The following is an 18191-nucleotide window of genomic DNA, read 5'->3' as shown; positions in this document are numbered from 1 at the left end:
GCAAACAAATACCAAAGAAAAAGGGCCGCGAAATCGCGGCCCTTGATCGTTTTCCCTAAGGCGCGGATCAGCTGTTGACGCTGTCCTTCAGGGCCTTGGCGATGGTCATCTTCACAACCTTGTCGGCTTCTTTGGTGAAGGTCTCACCAGTGGCCGGGTTGCGAACCTGACGCTCGGGGCGCTCGCGGCAGTAGATCTTGCCGACGCCCGGCAGGGTCACGGCGCCACCGGCCGAAACTTCGCGGGTGATCAGGCCAGTGATCGCCTCCAGCGCCGCGTTCGCGGATTTCTTGTCGGTTCCCATTTCCTCAGCGAGAGCAGCAACCAGCTGAGTCTTCGTCATAGGCTTTGCCATTTCTTGGTCTCCTTAACGTGCCCGATCTATTGGGCCTCACCGCGTAACTGTAACGGGATATTGTGGGCGAACACAACGAATAGTAGCACCGAAACCCCAAAAAATATGGGGATTTCGTTGCTTTTTTGCGTCAGAGGAAGGCCGTTTCGTCGAACGAGCGCAATTTCCGACTGTGCAAACGTTCCAGCGGCATGCCTCGCAGGTGTTCCATCGCCCGGATTCCGATAGCCAGATGGCGGCTGACCTGGGTTGTATAGAACTCGGACGCCATGCCGGGCAACTTCAATTCTCCATGCAGGGGCTTGTCGGACACGCACAGCAAAGTGCCGTAGGGCACACGGAACCGATAGCCGTTTGCGGCGATCGTGGCGCTTTCCATATCCAGCGCGATGGCGCGCGACTGGCTCAGCCGTTGCACCGGACCGGATTGGTCGCGCAGTTCCCAGTTGCGGTTGTCGACCGAAGCCACCGTGCCGGTGCGCATGATCCGCTTCAGCTCATAACCTTCCAGCTCGGTCACTTCGGCCACGGCGCGTTCCAGCGCGACCTGAACTTCGGCCAGCGGCGGGATCGGCACCCAGACGGGCAGATCGTCATCCAGCACCTTGTCTTCGCGCAGATAGGCATGGGCCAGCACGAAATCCCCCAAGGCCTGCGTGTTGCGCAGCCCCGCGCAGTGGCCGACCATCAGCCAGGCATGTGGGCGCAGCACCGCGATGTGGTCGGTGGCGGTCTTGGCGTTGGATGGCCCGACGCCGATATTGACCAGCGTGATCCCCGACCCGTCGGCGCGTTTCAGGTGATAGGTCGGCATCTGCGGCAGTTTCAGCGGCTGTTCCAGCGGCGCGTCGGGGTCGGCGATTTCGACATTCCCGGTCGAGACGAAACTGGTATAGCCGCTGTCGGGGTCGGCCAGTTGCGCGCGGGCGTAGTTCTCGAATTCCGAAACGTAGAACTGGTAGTTGGTGAACAGAACGTGGTTCTGGAAATGGTCCGGATCGGTGGCGGTGTAATGGGCCAGCCGGGCCAGCGAATAGTCGATGCGCTGGGCGGTGAACAAGGCCAGCGGGCCGACGCCATCCTGCGGTTCGTGCACACCGTTGACGATGTCGTCATTGGTGGTGGTCAGGTCGGGCACGTCGAACACGTCTCGCAGGGTGAACCCGGCCGCTCCCTGATGCGGCACTACCAGATCGGGGTTGCCGGCCACGGCGAAATGCACCGGCATCGGCGTGGTCGAGGGGCCGATGGTCACCGGCTGGTTGTGGTTCTTGATCAGCAGCGCGATCTGCTGCGTGAGGTAGGACCGGAACAGATCCGGCCGGGTCACCGTGGTGGCGTGAACCCCCGGCTCGGACACGTGACCAAAACTCAGGCGGCTGTCCACATGCGCGTAGGACGCCGTACGGATACGAATTTCCGGGTAATAGGCTCTGTAACGGACCTTGGGCGCGCCGCTTTCCATAGCCTCGGCAAAGCTGTCGCACAGAAAGGCGGTGGCTTCGTTGTACAACTCTTCCAGCCGGGCAACGGCCGCGGCGGCATCGGTGAAAATCTCGGGGTCCCGTGGGTCGGGCGTTGTTATTTTTGTCATGCGAGGGGTTCCAGAAGGTCAATTTTTTCGAATGTGCGGACATCCACCAGTCCCAGATCGGATATCCGCAGTTCGGGGATGACGACGAGGGCCAGCAGCGAGTGCTGCATATAGGCGTTGTTCAACTGACAGCCGCAGGCCTGCATCGCCTCGACCATCTTCTGCGCCTTGGCCGCGACGTCGGAGGCCGGGCTGTCGGACATCAGGCCTGCGATGGGCAGTTCGACCAGCGCCAGTTCTTCGCCATCACGGAAGATGGTGATGCCGCCGCCTACTTCGGCCAGGCGATTGGCGGCCAGCGCCATCTGCTCGCGGTCGGTGCCGACCACGATCATGTGGTGGCTGTCATGCGCCACGGTCGAGGCCATGGCCATCCGGCCCTGATAGCCAAAGCCCGAGACGAAGGCGTTGGTGACGCCGCCCGTGGCCCGGTGTCGCTCGACCAGCGCGATCTGGCAGACATCGCCTTCGCCCTCGACCAGCCCGCCGATGATCGGCAGCTCGGCTTTCAGCGCCTGGGTGGGGGCCTGGTTCTCGACCACGCCAATCACGTTGGCGCGGACGCGGTTGGCGCCGTTTGGCGCGGGGATCTCGAAATCGGCGGCGGTCAGGGCATGGCCCAGATGCACCGTGTTGCGTGCCCGGTCGGGCCAGTCGTAATGCGGGCAATCCACCGTGATCGCGCCATTTTCGGCCACCACCTGTCCGCGCGCGATGACCATTTCGATCGGCAGTTCGGTCAGGTCCGAGCTGAGGATCACGTCCGCCCGGCGGCCCGGCGTGATCGAGCCGATCTCGCGTTCCAGCCCGAAATGGGTGGCGGTGTTGATCGTGGCCATCTGCAACGCGATCAGCGGGTCGCAGCCACAGGCGATGGCATGGCGCACAACGCGGTTCATGTGGCCCTCGTTTACCAGCGTGCCCGAGTGGCAGTCATCGGTGCACAGGATGAAGTTGCGCGGGTCCAGCCCCTTTTCGGTGACGGCGGTGATCTGGCTTTCCACGTCATACCAGGCCGAGCCCAGCCGCATCATCGACCGCATTCCCTGCCGCACGCGGGCAATGGCGTCGGCCTCGCAGGTGCCTTCGTGGTCATCCGCCGGTCCGCCGGCGACATAGGCTGCAAAATCAGGCCCTAAATCAGGGGATGCATAGTGTCCGCCCACCGTCTTGCCCGCGCGCTGGGTGGCGGCGATCTCGGCCAGCATCTTGGGGTCGGCGTTGATCACACCGGGAAAGTTCATCATCTCGCCCAGCCCGATGATGCCGGGCCAGGTCATCGCCTCGGCCACGTCTTCGGCGGTGATCTCGTAGCTCGTGGTTTCCAGCCCGGGCGCCGAGGGCGCGCAGGACGGCATCTGGGTGAAGATGTTGACCGGCTGCATCAGCGCCTCGTCATGCATCATCCGCACGCCGTCCAGCCCCAGCACGTTGGCGATCTCATGCGGGTCGGTGAACATCGAGGTGGTGCCATGCGGAATCACCGCGCGGGCGAACTCTGCCGGGGTCAGCATGCCGGATTCGATATGCATATGCGCGTCGCACAGCCCGGGGATCATGTAGCGGCCCTTGGCCTCGATGATCTGGGTGTCGGGGCCGATGCAATGGCTGGCGTCGGGGCCGACATAGGCCACGCGTCCGGCGGCGATGGCGATGGAGTGATCGGGCAGCGCCTCGCGGCTGTGCACGTTGATCCAGATCCCGCCGCGAATGACCATGTCGGCGGCTTCGCGGCCAGCGGCAACGGCGATCAGGCGGGGGGCGACGTCGGGCCAAGAGGGGAAGGGTGCGTATTCCATGGCACAACTTTCCCGAATGCATCGGAAGGTGCAACCCCTGCCGTGCCACCTTCATGAAACAGTCATCCGACCGGGCGCGGGGCAGCAAATGCTTGATCCGCGCTGCGATGCGGGGTCTGGTAGCGACATGGATTACGAAACCATAGATGCGGACAGTTTCGGCCGCAGCCTGCGCGGGATCGGGCTGAACCTGCTGGTGCGCGACGTGCGGGCGGAATGCGCTTTTTTGGAGACTGTTTTTGGCCTGAAATCCCATCAGGTGACGGCGGATTTTGCCATCGTCACCTATGGCGATCAGGTGTTTCAGCTGCATTCGGACGGCACCTATCATTCCAACCCGCTGCTGGGGCTGGTTCCCGAAACGCCCCCACGCGGTGGCGGGATCGAGATTCACCTGTACGACACTGACCCGGACGAGGCGGCGGAGCGCGCCAGGTCCATGGGCGCGGTCGTGCTGCAGGAGCCGACCGACAAGCCCCATGGCCTGCGCGAGACCTATATTTTGTGCGAGAACGGCTATGCCTGGGTTGCCAGCCGCCCCAAAGACGGCTGAAAGTCAGGCGCGGTGTTGCTCGGCCGCGATTTCCGCCCTGATCCACTCGGCAAAGGCCACGGCACCCGGCGTCTCCTCGGCCTGGGGCGACAGCAGCAGGTAATAGGCTTCGGGCATCGGCGCGCGATGTTCAAAGGGTGCGATCAGGCGGCCTTCATCCAGCAGGCGCTTTGCGATGGTGTCATGGGCCAGGCACAGCCCGCCGCCGGCCATCGCGACGGACAGGCCGACCATATAGGTCGTGGCATAGGTAATCGGCGAATTTTCCCAGTTTAGACCCTGATCTTCGGCCCAGCTGGCCCAGTTCGACAGCAGGTTTGAGCAATCATACAGCGGTTGCTGCTGAAGGTTTTCCAGCGTGACCGGATAGTCGGGGGCACAGACGGGGTAGTAGTGATCGCTGCGCAAAAGCTCGGTGCGGACCGTGTCGGCCGGGCGCAGGGAATAGCGGATCTCGACCGCCGCGCCTTCGGCCATCTCGCGCGGCTCCCACAACTCGGTGAAGATGTTCAGGTGGACATCGGGGTGCAGCGCACGGAACGCGGGCAGGCGGGGGGCCAGCCAGTTCACCGAAAAGGTGATGTTGCACTGCACCTGTACGGTATTTTCCTGCTGCCCGGTTACGGCCTGGGTGCCGCGCACCAACGTTCGGAACGCCTCGCGCACCACGGGCAGATAGGTGATGCCGGCCTCGGTCAGTTCCAATGCGCGGGGACGGCGGTGAAACAGAGGTTGGCCTAAATATCCCTCCAGCGATTTGATCTGCTGGCTGACGGCGCTTTGCGTCATGTTCAGATCGCGCGCCGCGCCGGTGAAGGACAGGTGGCGGGCCGCGGCCTCGAAGGTGCGCAGCCAGCCAAGCGGGGGAAGCGGAGTCCGGGGTTTCATAATCCAATCATAAGTTCAGCTAATGCCAAAACGCCAATTTTTTCGTTGGTCAATTGCGCCCCGGCCCGGCACGGTTTTCACCAGCCACCTGTCCAAGCCGAATGGAGCCCCCGGATGAGCGTCACCAGTTTGAAACCGAATATCGACCATTGGCAGGAGCGCGTGGACATGGCCGCCGCCTTCCGCTGGACCGAGCGGTCGAACATGCACGAAGCGGTCGCCAATCACTTCAGCCTTGCCGTGAACGAGGATGGCACGCAGTTCCTGATGAACCCGAACCAGATGCATTTCGCGCGCATCCGCGCCTCGGACCTTCTGCTGCTGGATGCCAACGATCCCGACACGATGCGCAAGCCGGGCGCACCGGATCCCACTGCATGGGGGCTGCATGGTTCGATTCACCGGAAATGCCCGCATGCGCGTTGCGTGATGCATGTGCATTCGATCTTTGCGACCGTCCTGGCCTCCTTGGCCGACAGCAACCTGCCGCCGATCGACCAGAACACTGCAACCTTTTTCAACCGCTATGTCATTGATGACGAATTCGGCGGTTTGGCTTTTGAAAGCGAGGGTGAGCGTTGCGCGACAATGCTGCAGGACCCGGCCAAGAAAGTCATGATCATGGGCAACCACGGGGTGCTGGTGATCGGCAGCGACGCGGCAGATGCCTTTAACAGACTCTATTATTTCGAGCGCGCCGCCGAGACGTATATCCGCGCCCTTCAGACGGGCCAGCCATTGCGGGTGCTGTCGGATGAAATCGCGGAAAAGACCGCGCAGGAGCTGGATGACTATCCCGATCAGGCCGCTGCCCATCTGCGCGAGATCAAGGCCGTTTTGGATGCCGAAGGCTCGGACTACGCCACCTGACCCCGTTTCTTGCCCCGGAGGTGACGCCATGACCGATATCTCGCAAGATCCCGAAGCCGCCCGCTGGCACTACCGGCCGTCTGACCCTGTGGCGTTGAACCCTCTGTTCAGCTGGCCGCCCAGACCGATCGCGGTTGTGAAATGGTACAGCGGTGCGTGGTTGCAGATCACCGCGCTGACCCTGTGCATGGGGCTGGCGCTGACGGCTTATGTGCTTTTCCTGCCGCCGCTCGAGGCGATGCAAAGCTTTGCGCCGGGCTGGATGTTCCGCGTCTGGCTGCTGAACATGGTGCCTCAGATCCTTGTTGCGGGTGGGCTGCACTGGTGGCTCTACATGCGCAAGGGGCAGGGTATGTACAAAAAGTTCGATCGTCGCGACCTGACCCGCGACAACGGAACCTTCACCTTCCGCAATCAGGTCTGGGACAACATCTGGTGGACCCTGGGCAGCGCCATGACGGTGGCGACCGTCTATCAATGGGGTATCTACTGGGCGATGGCCAACGGGTATGCGCCAACGGTCACTTGGGCCAGCGCGCCGGTCTGGTGCGTGGTCTGGATGCTGTTCATTCCGATGTGGTCGGGTCTGCATTTCTATTGGGTGCACCGGCTGGAGCATCACCCGAAACTGTACAAGCATGTGCACGCCGTTCATCACCGCAACGTCAATGTTGGGCCGTGGTCGGGCATCTCGAACCACTGGTACGAGAACCTGCTGTATTTCACGACCTATTTCATCCACCTGATCGTGCCCTCAAACCCGTTGCATCTGCTGTTTCATGTCTATTTCCAGCAGATCAGCCCGGTCCTGTCCCATTCGGGGTTCGAAAAGCTGAAAGCAGGGGACACGGATGCCGCGCGGGCAGGCGATTTCTTTCACCAGCTGCACCACCGGTATTTCGAGTGCAACTACGGCACGTCCGAGATCCCGTTCGACAAGTGGTTCGGCACCTACCACGACGGGTCGGCCGAGGCGACGACGCGGACGCGGGCCTACAAGAAACAGATGTATACCTAGCCGGACCGGCTGCGCAGGGCTCGTGGACTGAGACCGAACTCGGCCCGAAAGGCGCGGGTCAGCGCGCTGGGGTCTTCATAGCCCGCGCGCAGAGCGATTTCGGCGATACTCAGGTCGGTTTCCGCGGCCAGCTTGCGCGCAAGGTTCAGACGCATCCGACGATAGACCTTAGCCGGCCCGGCCCCCAAGTCCGCCCGCATCCGGGATTCCAGTGCTTTTTGCGACCGTCCCACGCGCCGGGCGATCTCGGGGATCGGCAGAGGGGTCTCGAGATTTTCCTGCATCAGTGCCAGCGCCTTGTTGACATGCGAACTGGCCGAGCCTGCGCCGCCGGAATGTGACCGGGCGGAGTCGCGCGTCATGAACAGCTGCGCGACTTCCAGTGCCAGCGCCTGACCGTGATCCTGCCCGATCAGGTGCATCACCAGATCAAAGGCGGCCATGGCGCCCGAGCAGGTGATGCGGTCACCGTCGATGACATAGCGCTCGCGGCAGGTCTCGACTTCGGGGAATCGCTCGGTGAACGCGGTCAGTTCCTCCCAATGGATCGTGGCGCGGTGGCCGTTCAGCAATCCGGCCTGGGCCAGCAGCCAACTGCCGGTGTCCAGCCCGGCGAGGGTGCGAAAGCGCCGCGTCGCCGCACGCAACCCCGCCTGGGTGCGCCAACCACCGTGTGCTTGAAACCCGTAGGAGGGCATCACCAGCAGCATATCCCCATTCGCATCCGTAAGCGCCGCATGGGGCGCCACCTGCAACCCTGAGGACGACGTGACCGGCCTCGGATCCAGTGACAGGAATTGCCAGTCATACAGTCGCTGCCCCGACAGCGTGTTGGCCGCGCGCAGCGGCTCGACCGCATTGGCCAGGCAATGGTTCGAGAACCCGTCGAACAGAAGTACCCCGAATCGCTGCGGTGCGGCGGGTGATTTGGTCCATTTCTGCATGATTGAAGTCTAGTTCTGCATTATTGAGACCTCAAGCCGCGTCAGGATTGTCGCACGCCCAGGAATCGGAGACCCGCGATGCAATATGGCCTGACCGACGAGCAGGAGATGATCGTCTCGACCGTCCGCAGCTTTGTGGAAAAGGAAATCTATCCCCACGAAGAGCTGGTTGAACGCACCGGCGAGGTGCCGAAAGAGATCGCTGACGAGATCAAGCGCAAGACGATCGAGCTGGGCTTCTATGCCTGCAACTTCCCCGAAAGCGTCGGCTGTGCCGGGTTGAACCACTTGGAATTCGCGCTGGTCGAGCGCGAGTTGGGGCGCGGGTCGATGGCACTGAACCATTTCTTCGGGCGGCCGCAGAACATCCTGATGGCCTGTCAGGGCGATCAGATCGAACGCTATCTGATGCCCGCCGTGCGTGGCGAAAAGATGGACGCGCTGGCGATGACCGAACCGGGCGCGGGTTCGGACGTGCGGGGCATGAAATGCTCGGCCGTGCGCGATGGCGGCGATTGGGTGGTAAATGGCACCAAGCATTTCATCTCGGGCGCGGAACATGCCGATTTCATCATCGTCTTCATCGCCACGGGCGAGGATCAGACGCCGAAAGGCCCCAAAAAGCGCATCACCGCCTTTCTGGTCGATCGCGGCACGCCGGGCTTCACCATCCGCGACGGCTACAAGTCGGTCAGCCATCGCGGTTACAAGAATATGGTGCTGGACTTCGACGACTGCCGCCTGCCGGATGCACAGGTGCTGGGCGAGGTCGATGACGGGTTCGAGGTGATGAACACCTGGCTGTATGCCACCCGCATCACCGTGGCGGCCATGTGCGTGGGTCGGGCGCGGCGGGCTTTCGACTATGCGCTGGACTATGCCGCCACGCGCGAACAGTTCGGCCAGAAGATCGGCAAGTTTCAGGGCGTCAGCTTTCAGATCGCCGATATGATCACCGAGATCGACGCCGCCGACCTGCTGACCCTGGCCGCCGCCGACCGGCTGGACAAGGGCCTGCCCGCCAATCGCGAGATCGCCTCGGCCAAGCTCCATGCCTCGGAAATGCTGGCGCGGGTGACCGATGCGGCGATCCAGGTGCATGGCGGAATGGGTCTGATGGATGACTATCCGCTGGAACGCTTCTGGCGCGATGCTCGGGTCGAGCGGATCTGGGACGGCACCAGCGAGATCCAGCGCCACATCATCAGCCGCGACCTGCTGCGCGCGTTGGGGGCGTGAAGATGCCGCCGGGCCTGAGCGGCGCGGCGGATGCGCTCGCGCCGGGAAAGCTCGCCGCGCTGAGGCGGATGCTGGGGTTCCGTTCGCTGGCGGTGATCGGTGGGGGCGCATGGTGCGCCGAGGTTATTCGCCAGGTGCGGAAACTGGGCTTCACCGGCCCGGTCTGGCCGGTGCATCCCAAGGCCGACGAGGTGGCGGGCGAGCGCGTCTTTGCCAGGGTCGAAGACCTGCCCCAAGCGCCCGACGCGGCCTTTGTCGGCATCAATCGCCGCGCCACCATCGAGGCGGTCGAGGCTCTGTCCCGCATCGGCGCGGGCGGCGCGGTGTGTTTCGCCTCGGGCTTTACCGAGGCGCAGGCCGAGGACGCTGATGGGGCCGACTTGCAGGTGCAGCTTGTAACTGCAGCGGGGGACATGCCGATCCTCGGTCCCAACTGTTACGGCTTCGTCAACGGTCTGGACCGGGTGGCGATCTGGCCCGACCAGCACGGCATGCGCCCGGTGGAAAGGGGCGTTGCGATCCTGACGCAAAGCTCAAACATCGCCATCAACATGACCATGCAGCGCCGGGCGCTGCCGCTGGCCTTCATGCTGACCTGCGGGAATCAGGCGCAAACCCATCAGGCCGAAATCGCGATGGCGCTGCTGGATGATGACCGGATCACCGCCATCGGCCTGCATGTCGAAGGCTTCGGCGACCTACGCAAATGGGAGGCGCTGGCGGCCAAAGCGCGTGACCGGGGCATACCGATCGTGGCGCTCAAGGTGGGGCGGTCAGCTCAGGCGCAGGCGGCGACCATTTCGCACACCGCCTCGCTGGCGGGGGGTGATGCCGGGGCGCAAGCATTTCTGGATCGGTTGGGAATCGCGCGGCTGGGGGACGTGCCCGCGTTTCTGGAAACACTGAAACTGTTGCATGTCACCGGGCCGCTGGACGGGACAGGAGTGGCGACGATCAGCTGTTCCGGTGGCGAGGCCAGCTTGGCCGCCGACATGGCCGAAGGAACCGGCCTGCACTTTCCGCCGCTCACCGTAGATCAGGTTTCGGGCCTGCGCGCGGCGCTGGGGCCGATGGTGGCGCTGGCCAATCCACTGGACTACCACACCTATATCTGGCGCGACGCTGACGCGATGGCACGAGCGTGGTCGGCGATGACGGGGCCGCATGTGGCGATGACGATCTCGATCGTTGACTACCCTCACACCGATGCCGCCGATTGGGACTGCGCCACCCGTGCGGCGTTGACCTGCGCAAGCGAAACCGGTCGTCCCTTTGCCGTGGCCGCGACCTTGCCGGAACTGATGCCCGAGGACGTAGCCGAGCGGTTGATGGCGGGCGGTGTCGTGCCCTTTGCCGGGCTGCGTGAGGCGCTGGCGGCGACACGCGCTGCGGCCCGCCCGCATCCCCAACCGCAGGAGCCGGTTCTGCTGCCCGCCGCCAATGCGGCCACAACCGCTCTGACCGAGGCCCAGGCCAAGGCCGAACTGGCCGCTTGCGGCGTGCCGATTCCCCGCTCGGTCGTCGCGCGGGCGGATCGGGCGGAAAAGGCGGTGGACGGTCTGAGCGGGTCCTTTGCGGTGAAAGGCGTTGGCCTGGCGCACAAATCCGAACATGGCGCGGTGCGGCTGGGCGTTTCTGGACAAGATCTGCCCGAGGTCGCGAGATCAATCGGCACCGATGAGGTTCTGGTCGAGGAAATGGCCCCGGCCGGGATTGTCGAGCTGTTGATCGGCGTCACCCGCGACCCGGCGCATGGCTATGTGCTGACCCTTGGGGCGGGTGGGGTTCTGACCGAGATCCTGCGCGACTCGACCTCGATCCTGATCCCGTCCACGCCGTCTGCGGTCCGCGACGCGCTGGGCAAGCTGGCCTGTGCGCCCGTGTTGAGCGGATATCGGGGCAAGCCCGGCGTGGATATCGATGCGGTCGTGCGGGTGGCCATGGCGGTGCAGAACTACGTCATTGCCAACGCGGCGGTCGTGGACGAAGTTGAAATCAACCCTCTCATCTGCGCGGCCGACAGTGTGGTCGCCGTTGATGCCCTGATCCGAAAGGCATGACCATGAACCCGATCAAAACCTACCGCGATGGTGCAATCCTTCAGGTCACGTTGGACCGGCCCAAGGCGAACGCGATCGACTTGGCGACCAGCCGTGTGATGGGCGAGGTCTTCCGCGACTTTCGCGATGACCCCGACCTGCGGGTGGCGATCCTGACGGGGGGCGGCGAGAAGTTCTTCTGCCCAGGCTGGGACCTGAAGGCCGCAGCCGAAGGCGATGCGGTGGACGGCGATTACGGCGTTGGCGGTTTCGGCGGCCTGCAGGAGTTGCGCGACATGAACAAGCCGGTGATTGCCGCCGTGAACGGGATTGCCTGCGGCGGCGGGCTGGAGCTGGCCCTGAGCGCCGACATGATTCTGGCCGCCGATCACGCCACTTTTGCCCTGCCGGAAATCCGCTCGGGCACGGTGGCGGACGCGGCCAGCGTCAAGCTTCCCAAGCGCATCCCCTATCACATTGCGATGGAACTGCTGCTGACCGGCCGCTGGTTCGACGCCGAAGAGGCGCATCGCTGGGGGCTAGTCAACGAGATCGTCCCGGCTGACCAGTTGATGGACCGGGCATGGGAACTGGCGCGCCTGCTGGCAAGCGGCCCGCCGCTGGTCTATGCCGCGATCAAGGAGATCGTGCGCGAGGCCGAAGATTCCAAGTTCCAGGACATCATGAACCGTATTACCAAGCGGCAACTGCGGACGGTCGATGTGCTCTATGGCTCCGAGGACAATCTGGAAGGCGCCCACGCCTTCGCCGAAAAGCGTGACCCGGTCTGGAAAGGCCGCTGAGGCGGTTCAGGTTTTCTCGAACAGGGCGATCAGCGCGGTGTCGTCCTTGTTGGGGCCGGCGGCCAGATCGCCGTAGATGCGGACCGTGGTCAGAGCCAGATGTTCCATCCAGCCCTCGGCCTGCAGCTTGTCGAAGGCGGTTGCAAATCCCAGCGCCTCGAAGTGTTTGGCGTTGATCGAAAAGGCGAATTGTGCCCCGGGCCGAGCCACCCGCAGCAGGGCCGGCAGAACCTCGGGGCCCAGATGGCCGTGGGTGAAGGTACCCGACGACACGATGCCCGAATAACTGTCGCGCGGAACGGGGATGCCCTCGTTCAGGTCGGCCTCGATCGCGTCGCGGTAGATGTCCTTGCGCATCGCCTTGTCCAGCATCTCGGCACTGATGTCGGTGGCATCGATCGGCCCCACACCCAGATCGGCCAGAACCGCGCCGCACAGGCCGGTTCCCGCGCCCACATCCAGCACCGGACCCTGTCCCCCGGCGCCGACAAAAGCGCGGGCGGTGTGAACATGCAACTGGTAATCCTCGCGCGCGGCGAATCCGCGATCGTAATCTCCGGCCCATTCGGCATAGAGCCGTTTGTTGTCTGCCGGAGTTTTCAGCGCATAGGCCGCGTGCAGGCTGGGTTTGTCATCACTCATGACACCATGAAGGCGCAGGCGGGGATTCGAATCAAGTGCGTCCATCCGGCGCTTGCATCCCGCCCGCGGCGCGCTCATCAAGGGGCCATGACTGGAACGCTTTTTTCATTCGGGCACGGCTATACCGCCCGCGCCCTGTCGCGCCGGCTGGCCCCCAAGGGTTGGCGCATCGTCGGAACCACCCGCGATGCCGCCGAGAAGGACGCCATCCGCGCTGCCGGGGCCGAACCGCTGGTCTGGCCGGGCGAGGCCCCCAATCTGGACGGGGTCACGCATCTGCTGATTTCGACCGCGCCCACGGCCAAGGGAGATCCGGTTCTGGCCGCCCTGCGGGATGAGATCGCCGCCCGCGCCGGGCAGTTCGACTGGGTCGGGTACCTGTCGACCACCGCCGTCTATGGCGACCACAAGGGGGGCTGGGTCGATGAAACCACGCCGGCGACCCCGACGGCCGAGCGCGGGCGCTGGCGGTTGCAGGCTGAGCAGGACTGGACCGCGATCCCCGGCCTGCCGCTGCACATCTTTCGCCTTGCGGGCATCTACGGGCCGGGCCGGGGGCCGTTTTCCAAGCTGAAAAAAGGCGGTCTGCGGCGGATCATCAAGCCGGGGCAGGTGTTTTCGCGCATTCATGTGGATGACATCGCACAGGTGCTCGAGGCGTCGATGCGACGTCCTGATCCGGGCGCGATCTACAATGTATGCGATGACGAACCGGTGCCGCCACAGGACGTGATCGGCTATGCCGCGCAACTTCAGGGCCTGCCGCTGCCGCCTGCGGTGGATTTCGACACGGCCGACCTGACGCCGATGGCCCGCAGTTTCTACAACGAGAACAAGCGCGTTCGGAACGACCGGATCAAGACCGATCTGGGCGTGACGTTGAAATATCCCAACTACCGCGTGGGCCTTGAGGCGCTGCACGCGGATCAGGCGTTGAACGGCGACTGATCAGACCACATCCGCCAGGATCATGTCGGCGGCCTTTTCCGCGATCATGATCGTGGGGGCGTTGGTGTTGCCCGAGACCAGCGTCGGCATGACCGAGGCATCGACCACCCGCAGCCCCTGCAGCCCACGCACGCGCAGATGCGGATCGACCACTGCCAAATCGTCCACCCCCATCTTGCAGGTGCCCACGGGGTGATAGATCGTATCGGCCCGCGCGCGGATATGGCCTTCCCAATCCGGGTCGGTCCGGGCGGTGTCGGTGCCGAACATTTCCTTGTGGCGGTATTTGGCGAGGGCCGGTGCCTCGAGGATTTCGCGCGTCATCCGCGCGCCCTTGATCATCGTGTCCAGATCGCGCGGGTCGGACAGAAAGGCCGGGTCGATCGCCGGGGCGGCAAAGGGGTCTGCGCTGTGCAGCGAGACGGTGCCGCGGCTTTCGGGGCGCAGTTTGCAGATATGGCAGCTGAACCCGTAGCCCAGGTGCAGTTTGCGCGCGTGGTCGTCCACAAGCGCGATGGTGAAATGCAGCTGGATGTCGGGGCGGTCCAGATCGGGAGAGGTCTTCAGAAAGGCCGCGCCTTCCGCAAAGGGGGTGGCCGCCATCGACACCCCGGTCTTGCGCCACCGCATGAGGTGTTTGATCAGCCCCACCGTACCGGCGGCGCCGATGCCGAAATTGTCGGTGTCCTTTGTCTTGTAGGCCAGGATGAAATCCAGGTGATCCTGCAGGTTCTTGCCCACGCCCGGCAGCGCGTGGCGGACGGCGATTCCATGCGGGCTCAGGTCCTCGGGGTCGCCGATGCCCGACAGCTGCAGCAGTTGCGGCGATTTCAGCGCGCCCGAGCAGACCAGAACCTCGCGCGTGGCGGTGACGGTGAGATCGGCGCCTTTGCCGCCCTGGCGATAAATCACGCCCGTGGCGCGGTGGCTGTCAAAGGTGATCTCGCGCGCCTGCGCCCCGGTGATGACCGTCAGGTTGGGCCGGTCCATGACTGGAAACAGATAGGCTGCGGCGGCCGAGCACCGCTCGCCGTTTTTGGCGGGGTCATGGAACTGGGTGACCTGGTACAGCCCCGCGCCTTCGTTGTCGCCACGATTGAAATCGTCGGTCACCTTGTGTTGCGACTGGGCGGCGGCCTCGACGAAGGCGCGCGTGATCGGGCGTTCTTCTTTCTGCTCCGACACCTGAAGCGGGCCGTCGGCGCCATGCAGGTCATCCGCGCCGCGTTCGTTGTTCTCGGACCGTTTGAAATAGGGCAGAACGCTGTCCCAGTCCCAGCCCTCGCAGCCCAGATCGGCCCAGCCGTCATAATCCTGCCGCTGCCCGCGTACATAGAGCATTGCGTTGATCGCGCTGGACCCGCCCAAGGCCCGGCCACGCGGCTGATAGCCCTTACGGCCGTTCAACCCCGGTTGCGGCACCGTTTCAAAGGCCCAGTTGTTGATCTTGGGTCGCCCCGGCAGCATGGCGACCACACCGGCAGGCATCCGCACCAGAATGCCGTTCCCGCCCCCGCCCGCCTCAAGCAGGCAGACCCGCGTGCCCGGATTGGCGCTCAGACGGTTGGCCAGCACACACCCCGCGGACCCTCCGCCGACGATGACGTAGTCGAATTGCATGGCGATCCTCCCCTGTGGCCCGCGCGGTGTCACGCGTCACGGCCCGCAGTTTGAAGCACCGGCGGCAAAACGCAATCGGGGCGGCGGGGAACGCAGCGTCATGTGGATGGGGATCGGTTTGAAAGATCATGGCAGAGCCATAATCAATACCTATCAAATCAATCCAAAAACAAAATTTTTTCTCATGACAGGGATTTGCTATGACTCGGGGTATTCCAGCGGACTGCGGTCCGCCCCTTTTTGACGTGCCATACGCACGGTTGCCTCGCAAACAGACTGACACCAGCCAGGATCGGAGATTGAGATGGACGGAAGCGACAACCCCAACACGGGCAAATGCCCTATCATGCACGGCGCCGGAACCCGATCGAACCGGGACTGGTGGCCCAACCAGCTGAACCTGGCGATCCTGCACCAGCACCAGCCGGCCGGCAGTCCGCTGGGGGCCGATTTCAACTATGCCGACGCGTTCAAGAAGATCGACTATGACGCGTTGAAACAGGACTTGTATGACCTGATGACGGATTCGCAGGATTGGTGGCCGGCGGATTACGGCCATTATGGCGGTCTGTTCATCCGCATGGCCTGGCACAGCGCCGGCACCTACCGGACGGCTGACGGGCGGGGCGGCGCCTCGACCGGGAACCAGCGGTTCGCGCCGCTCAACAGCTGGCCGGACAACGGCAACCTCGACAAGGCCCGTCGTCTGCTGTGGCCGATCAAGCAGAAATACGGCAACCAGATTTCGTGGGCCGACCTGATGATTCTGGCCGGCAACTGCGCCATTGAATCGATGGGCGGCAAGACCTTCGGCTTTGCCGGCGGCCGGGAAGATATCTGGGCGCCCGAGGAGGACATCTACTGGGGAGCCGAGACCGAATGGCTGGCCCCGACCGAAAACCCGCACAGCCGCTACTCGGGCGAGCGCGATCTGGAAGATCCGCTGGCCGCCGTGCAGATGGGCCTGATCTATGTGAACCCCGAAGGCCCGGACGGAGAGCCGGACGTGCTGGCCTCGGGCCGTGACATTCGCGACACCTTTGCCCGGATGGCAATGAACGATGAAGAGACCGTCGCACTGGTTGCCGGTGGCCACACATTCGGCAAGGCGCATGGTGCAGGGGACCCGGCTCTGGTCGGCCCCGAACCCGAGGCCGCGCCGATCGAAGAGATGGGCTTTGGCTGGATCAACAAGTTCGGCACAGGCAAGGGTGACGACACCACGACCAGCGGAATCGAGGGCGCCTGGACCGCGAACCCGATCAAGTGGGACAATGGCTATTTCGACCTTCTGTTCGGTTATGACTGGAACCTGACCAAAAGCCCTGCCGGAGCGTGGATCTGGGAGCCGGTCGGCGTCAAGGAAGAGGACATGGCACCAGCTGCGCATGATCCGTCGAAAAAGGTCAAGACGATGATGACCACCGCCGACATGGCGATGCGCATGGATCCGATCTATGGGCCGATCTCGAAGCGGTTCCACGAAAACCCCGACGAGTTCGCCGACGCCTTCGCGCGCGCTTGGTTCAAGCTGACCCATCGCGATATAGGGCCAAAGGCGCGCTACATCGGCCCCGAGGCGCCGGCCGAAGAGCTCATCTGGCAGGACAACGTGCCGGCGGTGGACCATGATCTGATCGATGCCGCAGACGTGGCCGACCTAAAAGCCCGGCTGCTGGCTTGTGGCCTGTCGGTGTCGGAACTGGTCGCGACGGCATGGGCCTCGGCTTCGACCTTCCGCGGCTCGGACAAGCGCGGTGGCGCCAACGGTGCCCGCATCCGGCTAGCGCCCCAGAAGGACTGGGACGTCAACGAGCCCGAGAAACTGTCCAAGGCGCTGGATGCTTTGACGGCGGTGCAAGCCGAGTTCAATGCCGCGCAGTCCGGCAACAAGAAGGTTTCGCTTGCGGATGTAATCGTGCTGGGCGGCGTTGCGGCGATCGAAAAGGCTGCCAAGGCTGCTGGGCATGACATCGATGTTCCGTTTGCACCCGGCCGTACGGATGCCACGCAGGACCAGACCGATGCCGAATCCTTCGCCCCGCTTGAACCGATCGCGGATGGGTTCCGGAATTACCAGCGCAAGGAGTACAGCGTGTCTCCTGAAGAGTTGCTGGTGGACAAGGCGCAACTGTTGACTCTGTCGGCACCCGAAATGACCGTCCTGGTCGGCGGTATGCGCGTTCTCGGTGCGAATTTCGGTGGCACGGCGCATGGCGTCCTGACAGACCGGGTCGGGGTTCTGAGCAATGACTTCTTTGTCAATCTGCTGGACATGCGCACCGAATGGAAGCCGGCGGCAGACGCCAAAGGAGTGTATGAAGGCCGGGATCGGGCTTCGGGTGAAGTGAAGTGGACCGGAACCCGGGTGGACCTGGTATTCGGTTCCAATTCACAACTCCGGGCTCTGGCCGAGGTTTACGGCCAGAAAGATGCCGACGCTAAATTCGTTGGTGACTTCGTGTCGGCGTGGACCAAGGTGATGAACGCGGACCGCTTCGACCTGACTTGAGGGCGGAGCAGCTCCCATGATCAACGCCGCCACGGGAAACCGTGGCGGCGTTTGTCGTGCCCGAGTCCTGGTCTTGCCAAGACGCGCGGCGACGATTCCATCCACACCGCGTAGAGGGACCCTGAAAAATGGGCGGCGCATACCGCAAAAATGGGGAATACCGTGGGAATTATTAATCTAACCTATTGTTTTTATTAACACAGGAAAGATTCCGCCGAGAATTGCGAAGTTTTTTCAAAATGGGGGTTGCAGGTCCCGGACCTAATCCGTAAATACCCCTTCACCGGCGCTGCTGAGGCGGTGTTGGTTGGTCGGAGTGACGGCCTGACGGACTGGAAAGACGGTTGAGACGCCTGGGAGAGACCGG

Annotated in this window: 15 protein-coding genes; 8 read left to right on the top strand and 7 right to left on the bottom strand. The window is 63.7% G+C overall.

From position 1 onward, the window contains the following. Window positions 1-67 precede the first annotated feature (67 nt). The 3 genes from ACR0JC_RS18330 to ade form a co-directional block, all read right to left on the bottom strand. The gene (locus tag ACR0JC_RS18330) at window positions 68-355 is read right to left on the bottom strand and encodes an HU family DNA-binding protein (protein ID WP_170340577.1); all 288 of its coding nucleotides are present in this window, start codon (window positions 353-355) and stop codon (window positions 68-70) included. A 130-nt stretch (window positions 356-485) separates the two neighbouring features. Next, on the bottom strand, window positions 486-1949 hold the full coding sequence (locus ACR0JC_RS18325) for an AMP nucleosidase (RefSeq protein ID WP_170342481.1): 1464 nt from the start codon (window positions 1947-1949) through the stop codon (window positions 486-488). After that, window positions 1946-3748, bottom strand: coding sequence for an adenine deaminase (gene ade / locus ACR0JC_RS18320; protein ID WP_170342479.1), 1803 nt, complete (start codon window positions 3746-3748; stop codon window positions 1946-1948). The genes ACR0JC_RS18325 and ade overlap by 4 nt, the downstream gene beginning before the upstream one ends. Window positions 3749-3875: 127 nt before the next feature. Here ade and ACR0JC_RS18315 point away from each other — a divergent pair, with 127 nt between their 5' ends. After that, window positions 3876-4301, top strand: coding sequence for a VOC family protein (locus ACR0JC_RS18315; RefSeq protein ID WP_170342883.1), 426 nt, complete (start codon window positions 3876-3878; stop codon window positions 4299-4301). 3 nt (window positions 4302-4304) lie between these two features. Here ACR0JC_RS18315 and ACR0JC_RS18310 read toward each other — a convergent pair whose 3' ends face one another. Beyond that, window positions 4305-5189 (bottom strand): LysR substrate-binding domain-containing protein, encoded by an 885-nt coding sequence (locus ACR0JC_RS18310; RefSeq protein WP_170342477.1) that lies wholly within the window; start codon window positions 5187-5189, stop codon window positions 4305-4307. Window positions 5190-5303: 114 nt separating this feature from the next. On the opposite strand from ACR0JC_RS18310, the gene ACR0JC_RS18305 reads away from it, so the two are divergent. Both ACR0JC_RS18305 and ACR0JC_RS18300 read left to right on the top strand, forming a co-directional pair. Continuing rightward, window positions 5304-6059, top strand: a complete 756-nt coding sequence (locus ACR0JC_RS18305) for a class II aldolase and adducin N-terminal domain-containing protein (RefSeq protein ID WP_170342475.1) — start codon at window positions 5304-5306, stop codon at window positions 6057-6059. 28 nt (window positions 6060-6087) lie between these two features. Beyond that, window positions 6088-7077, top strand: coding sequence for a sterol desaturase family protein (locus ACR0JC_RS18300; protein WP_170342473.1), 990 nt, complete (start codon window positions 6088-6090; stop codon window positions 7075-7077). Here ACR0JC_RS18300 and ACR0JC_RS18295 read toward each other — a convergent pair. Further along, window positions 7074-8021 (bottom strand): GlxA family transcriptional regulator, encoded by a 948-nt coding sequence (locus tag ACR0JC_RS18295; RefSeq protein WP_170342471.1) that lies wholly within the window; start codon window positions 8019-8021, stop codon window positions 7074-7076. The genes ACR0JC_RS18300 and ACR0JC_RS18295 overlap by 4 nt on opposite strands. Window positions 8022-8099: 78 nt before the next feature. Here ACR0JC_RS18295 and ACR0JC_RS18290 point away from each other — a divergent pair, with 78 nt between their 5' ends. The 3 genes from ACR0JC_RS18290 to ACR0JC_RS18280 are packed head-to-tail and all read left to right on the top strand — an operon-like array spanning window position 8100 to window position 12102. Then, on the top strand, window positions 8100-9260 hold the full coding sequence (locus tag ACR0JC_RS18290) for an acyl-CoA dehydrogenase family protein (RefSeq protein ID WP_170342468.1): 1161 nt from the start codon (window positions 8100-8102) through the stop codon (window positions 9258-9260). 2 nt (window positions 9261-9262) lie between these two features. After that, window positions 9263-11320, top strand: coding sequence for an acetate--CoA ligase family protein (locus ACR0JC_RS18285; RefSeq protein ID WP_170342466.1), 2058 nt, complete (start codon window positions 9263-9265; stop codon window positions 11318-11320). 2 nt (window positions 11321-11322) lie between these two features. Further along, complete coding sequence (locus tag ACR0JC_RS18280) at window positions 11323-12102, top strand: carnitinyl-CoA dehydratase (protein ID WP_480764008.1); 780 nt, start codon at window positions 11323-11325, stop codon at window positions 12100-12102. A 6-nt stretch (window positions 12103-12108) separates the two neighbouring features. Here ACR0JC_RS18280 and ACR0JC_RS18275 read toward each other — a convergent pair whose 3' ends face one another. Next, window positions 12109-12744, bottom strand: a complete 636-nt coding sequence (locus ACR0JC_RS18275; RefSeq protein WP_480764007.1) for a class I SAM-dependent DNA methyltransferase — start codon at window positions 12742-12744, stop codon at window positions 12109-12111. An 87-nt stretch (window positions 12745-12831) separates the two neighbouring features. On the opposite strand from ACR0JC_RS18275, the gene ACR0JC_RS18270 reads away from it, so the two are divergent. Continuing rightward, window positions 12832-13692: an SDR family oxidoreductase gene (locus tag ACR0JC_RS18270; protein ID WP_480764006.1), complete on the top strand. Its 861-nt coding sequence runs from the start codon at window positions 12832-12834 to the stop codon at window positions 13690-13692. On the opposite strand, the gene ACR0JC_RS18265 is transcribed toward ACR0JC_RS18270, so the two are convergent. Continuing rightward, window positions 13693-15312, bottom strand: coding sequence for a GMC family oxidoreductase (locus ACR0JC_RS18265; RefSeq protein WP_170342458.1), 1620 nt, complete (start codon window positions 15310-15312; stop codon window positions 13693-13695). A 304-nt stretch (window positions 15313-15616) separates the two neighbouring features. Here ACR0JC_RS18265 and katG point away from each other — a divergent pair, with 304 nt between their 5' ends. Next, window positions 15617-17824, top strand: coding sequence for a catalase/peroxidase HPI (gene katG / locus ACR0JC_RS18260; RefSeq protein ID WP_170342454.1), 2208 nt, complete (start codon window positions 15617-15619; stop codon window positions 17822-17824). Window positions 17825-18191: the final 367 nt, after the last annotated feature.

Source organism: Ruegeria sp. CH5, assembly GCF_056537025.1.
This window is presented reverse-complemented; position numbering and strand designations above follow the sequence as displayed.

Coding starts and splice junctions, on each gene's coding strand:
- ACR0JC_RS18330 (WP_170340577.1), bottom strand. CDS start 355: ATGGCAAAGCCTATGACGAAGACTCAGCTGGTTGCTGCTCTCGCTGAG.
- ACR0JC_RS18325 (WP_170342481.1), bottom strand. CDS start 1,949: ATGACAAAAATAACAACGCCCGACCCACGGGACCCCGAGATTTTCACC.
- ade (WP_170342479.1), bottom strand. CDS start 3,748: ATGGAATACGCACCCTTCCCCTCTTGGCCCGACGTCGCCCCCCGCCTG.
- ACR0JC_RS18315 (WP_170342883.1), top strand. CDS start 3,876: ATGGATTACGAAACCATAGATGCGGACAGTTTCGGCCGCAGCCTGCGC.
- ACR0JC_RS18310 (WP_170342477.1), bottom strand. CDS start 5,189: ATGAAACCCCGGACTCCGCTTCCCCCGCTTGGCTGGCTGCGCACCTTC.
- ACR0JC_RS18305 (WP_170342475.1), top strand. CDS start 5,304: ATGAGCGTCACCAGTTTGAAACCGAATATCGACCATTGGCAGGAGCGC.
- ACR0JC_RS18300 (WP_170342473.1), top strand. CDS start 6,088: ATGACCGATATCTCGCAAGATCCCGAAGCCGCCCGCTGGCACTACCGG.
- ACR0JC_RS18295 (WP_170342471.1), bottom strand. CDS start 8,021: ATGCAGAAATGGACCAAATCACCCGCCGCACCGCAGCGATTCGGGGTA.
- ACR0JC_RS18290 (WP_170342468.1), top strand. CDS start 8,100: ATGCAATATGGCCTGACCGACGAGCAGGAGATGATCGTCTCGACCGTC.
- ACR0JC_RS18285 (WP_170342466.1), top strand. CDS start 9,263: ATGCCGCCGGGCCTGAGCGGCGCGGCGGATGCGCTCGCGCCGGGAAAG.
- ACR0JC_RS18280 (WP_480764008.1), top strand. CDS start 11,323: ATGAACCCGATCAAAACCTACCGCGATGGTGCAATCCTTCAGGTCACG.
- ACR0JC_RS18275 (WP_480764007.1), bottom strand. CDS start 12,744: ATGAGTGATGACAAACCCAGCCTGCACGCGGCCTATGCGCTGAAAACT.
- ACR0JC_RS18270 (WP_480764006.1), top strand. CDS start 12,832: ATGACTGGAACGCTTTTTTCATTCGGGCACGGCTATACCGCCCGCGCC.
- ACR0JC_RS18265 (WP_170342458.1), bottom strand. CDS start 15,312: ATGCAATTCGACTACGTCATCGTCGGCGGAGGGTCCGCGGGGTGTGTG.
- katG (WP_170342454.1), top strand. CDS start 15,617: ATGGACGGAAGCGACAACCCCAACACGGGCAAATGCCCTATCATGCAC.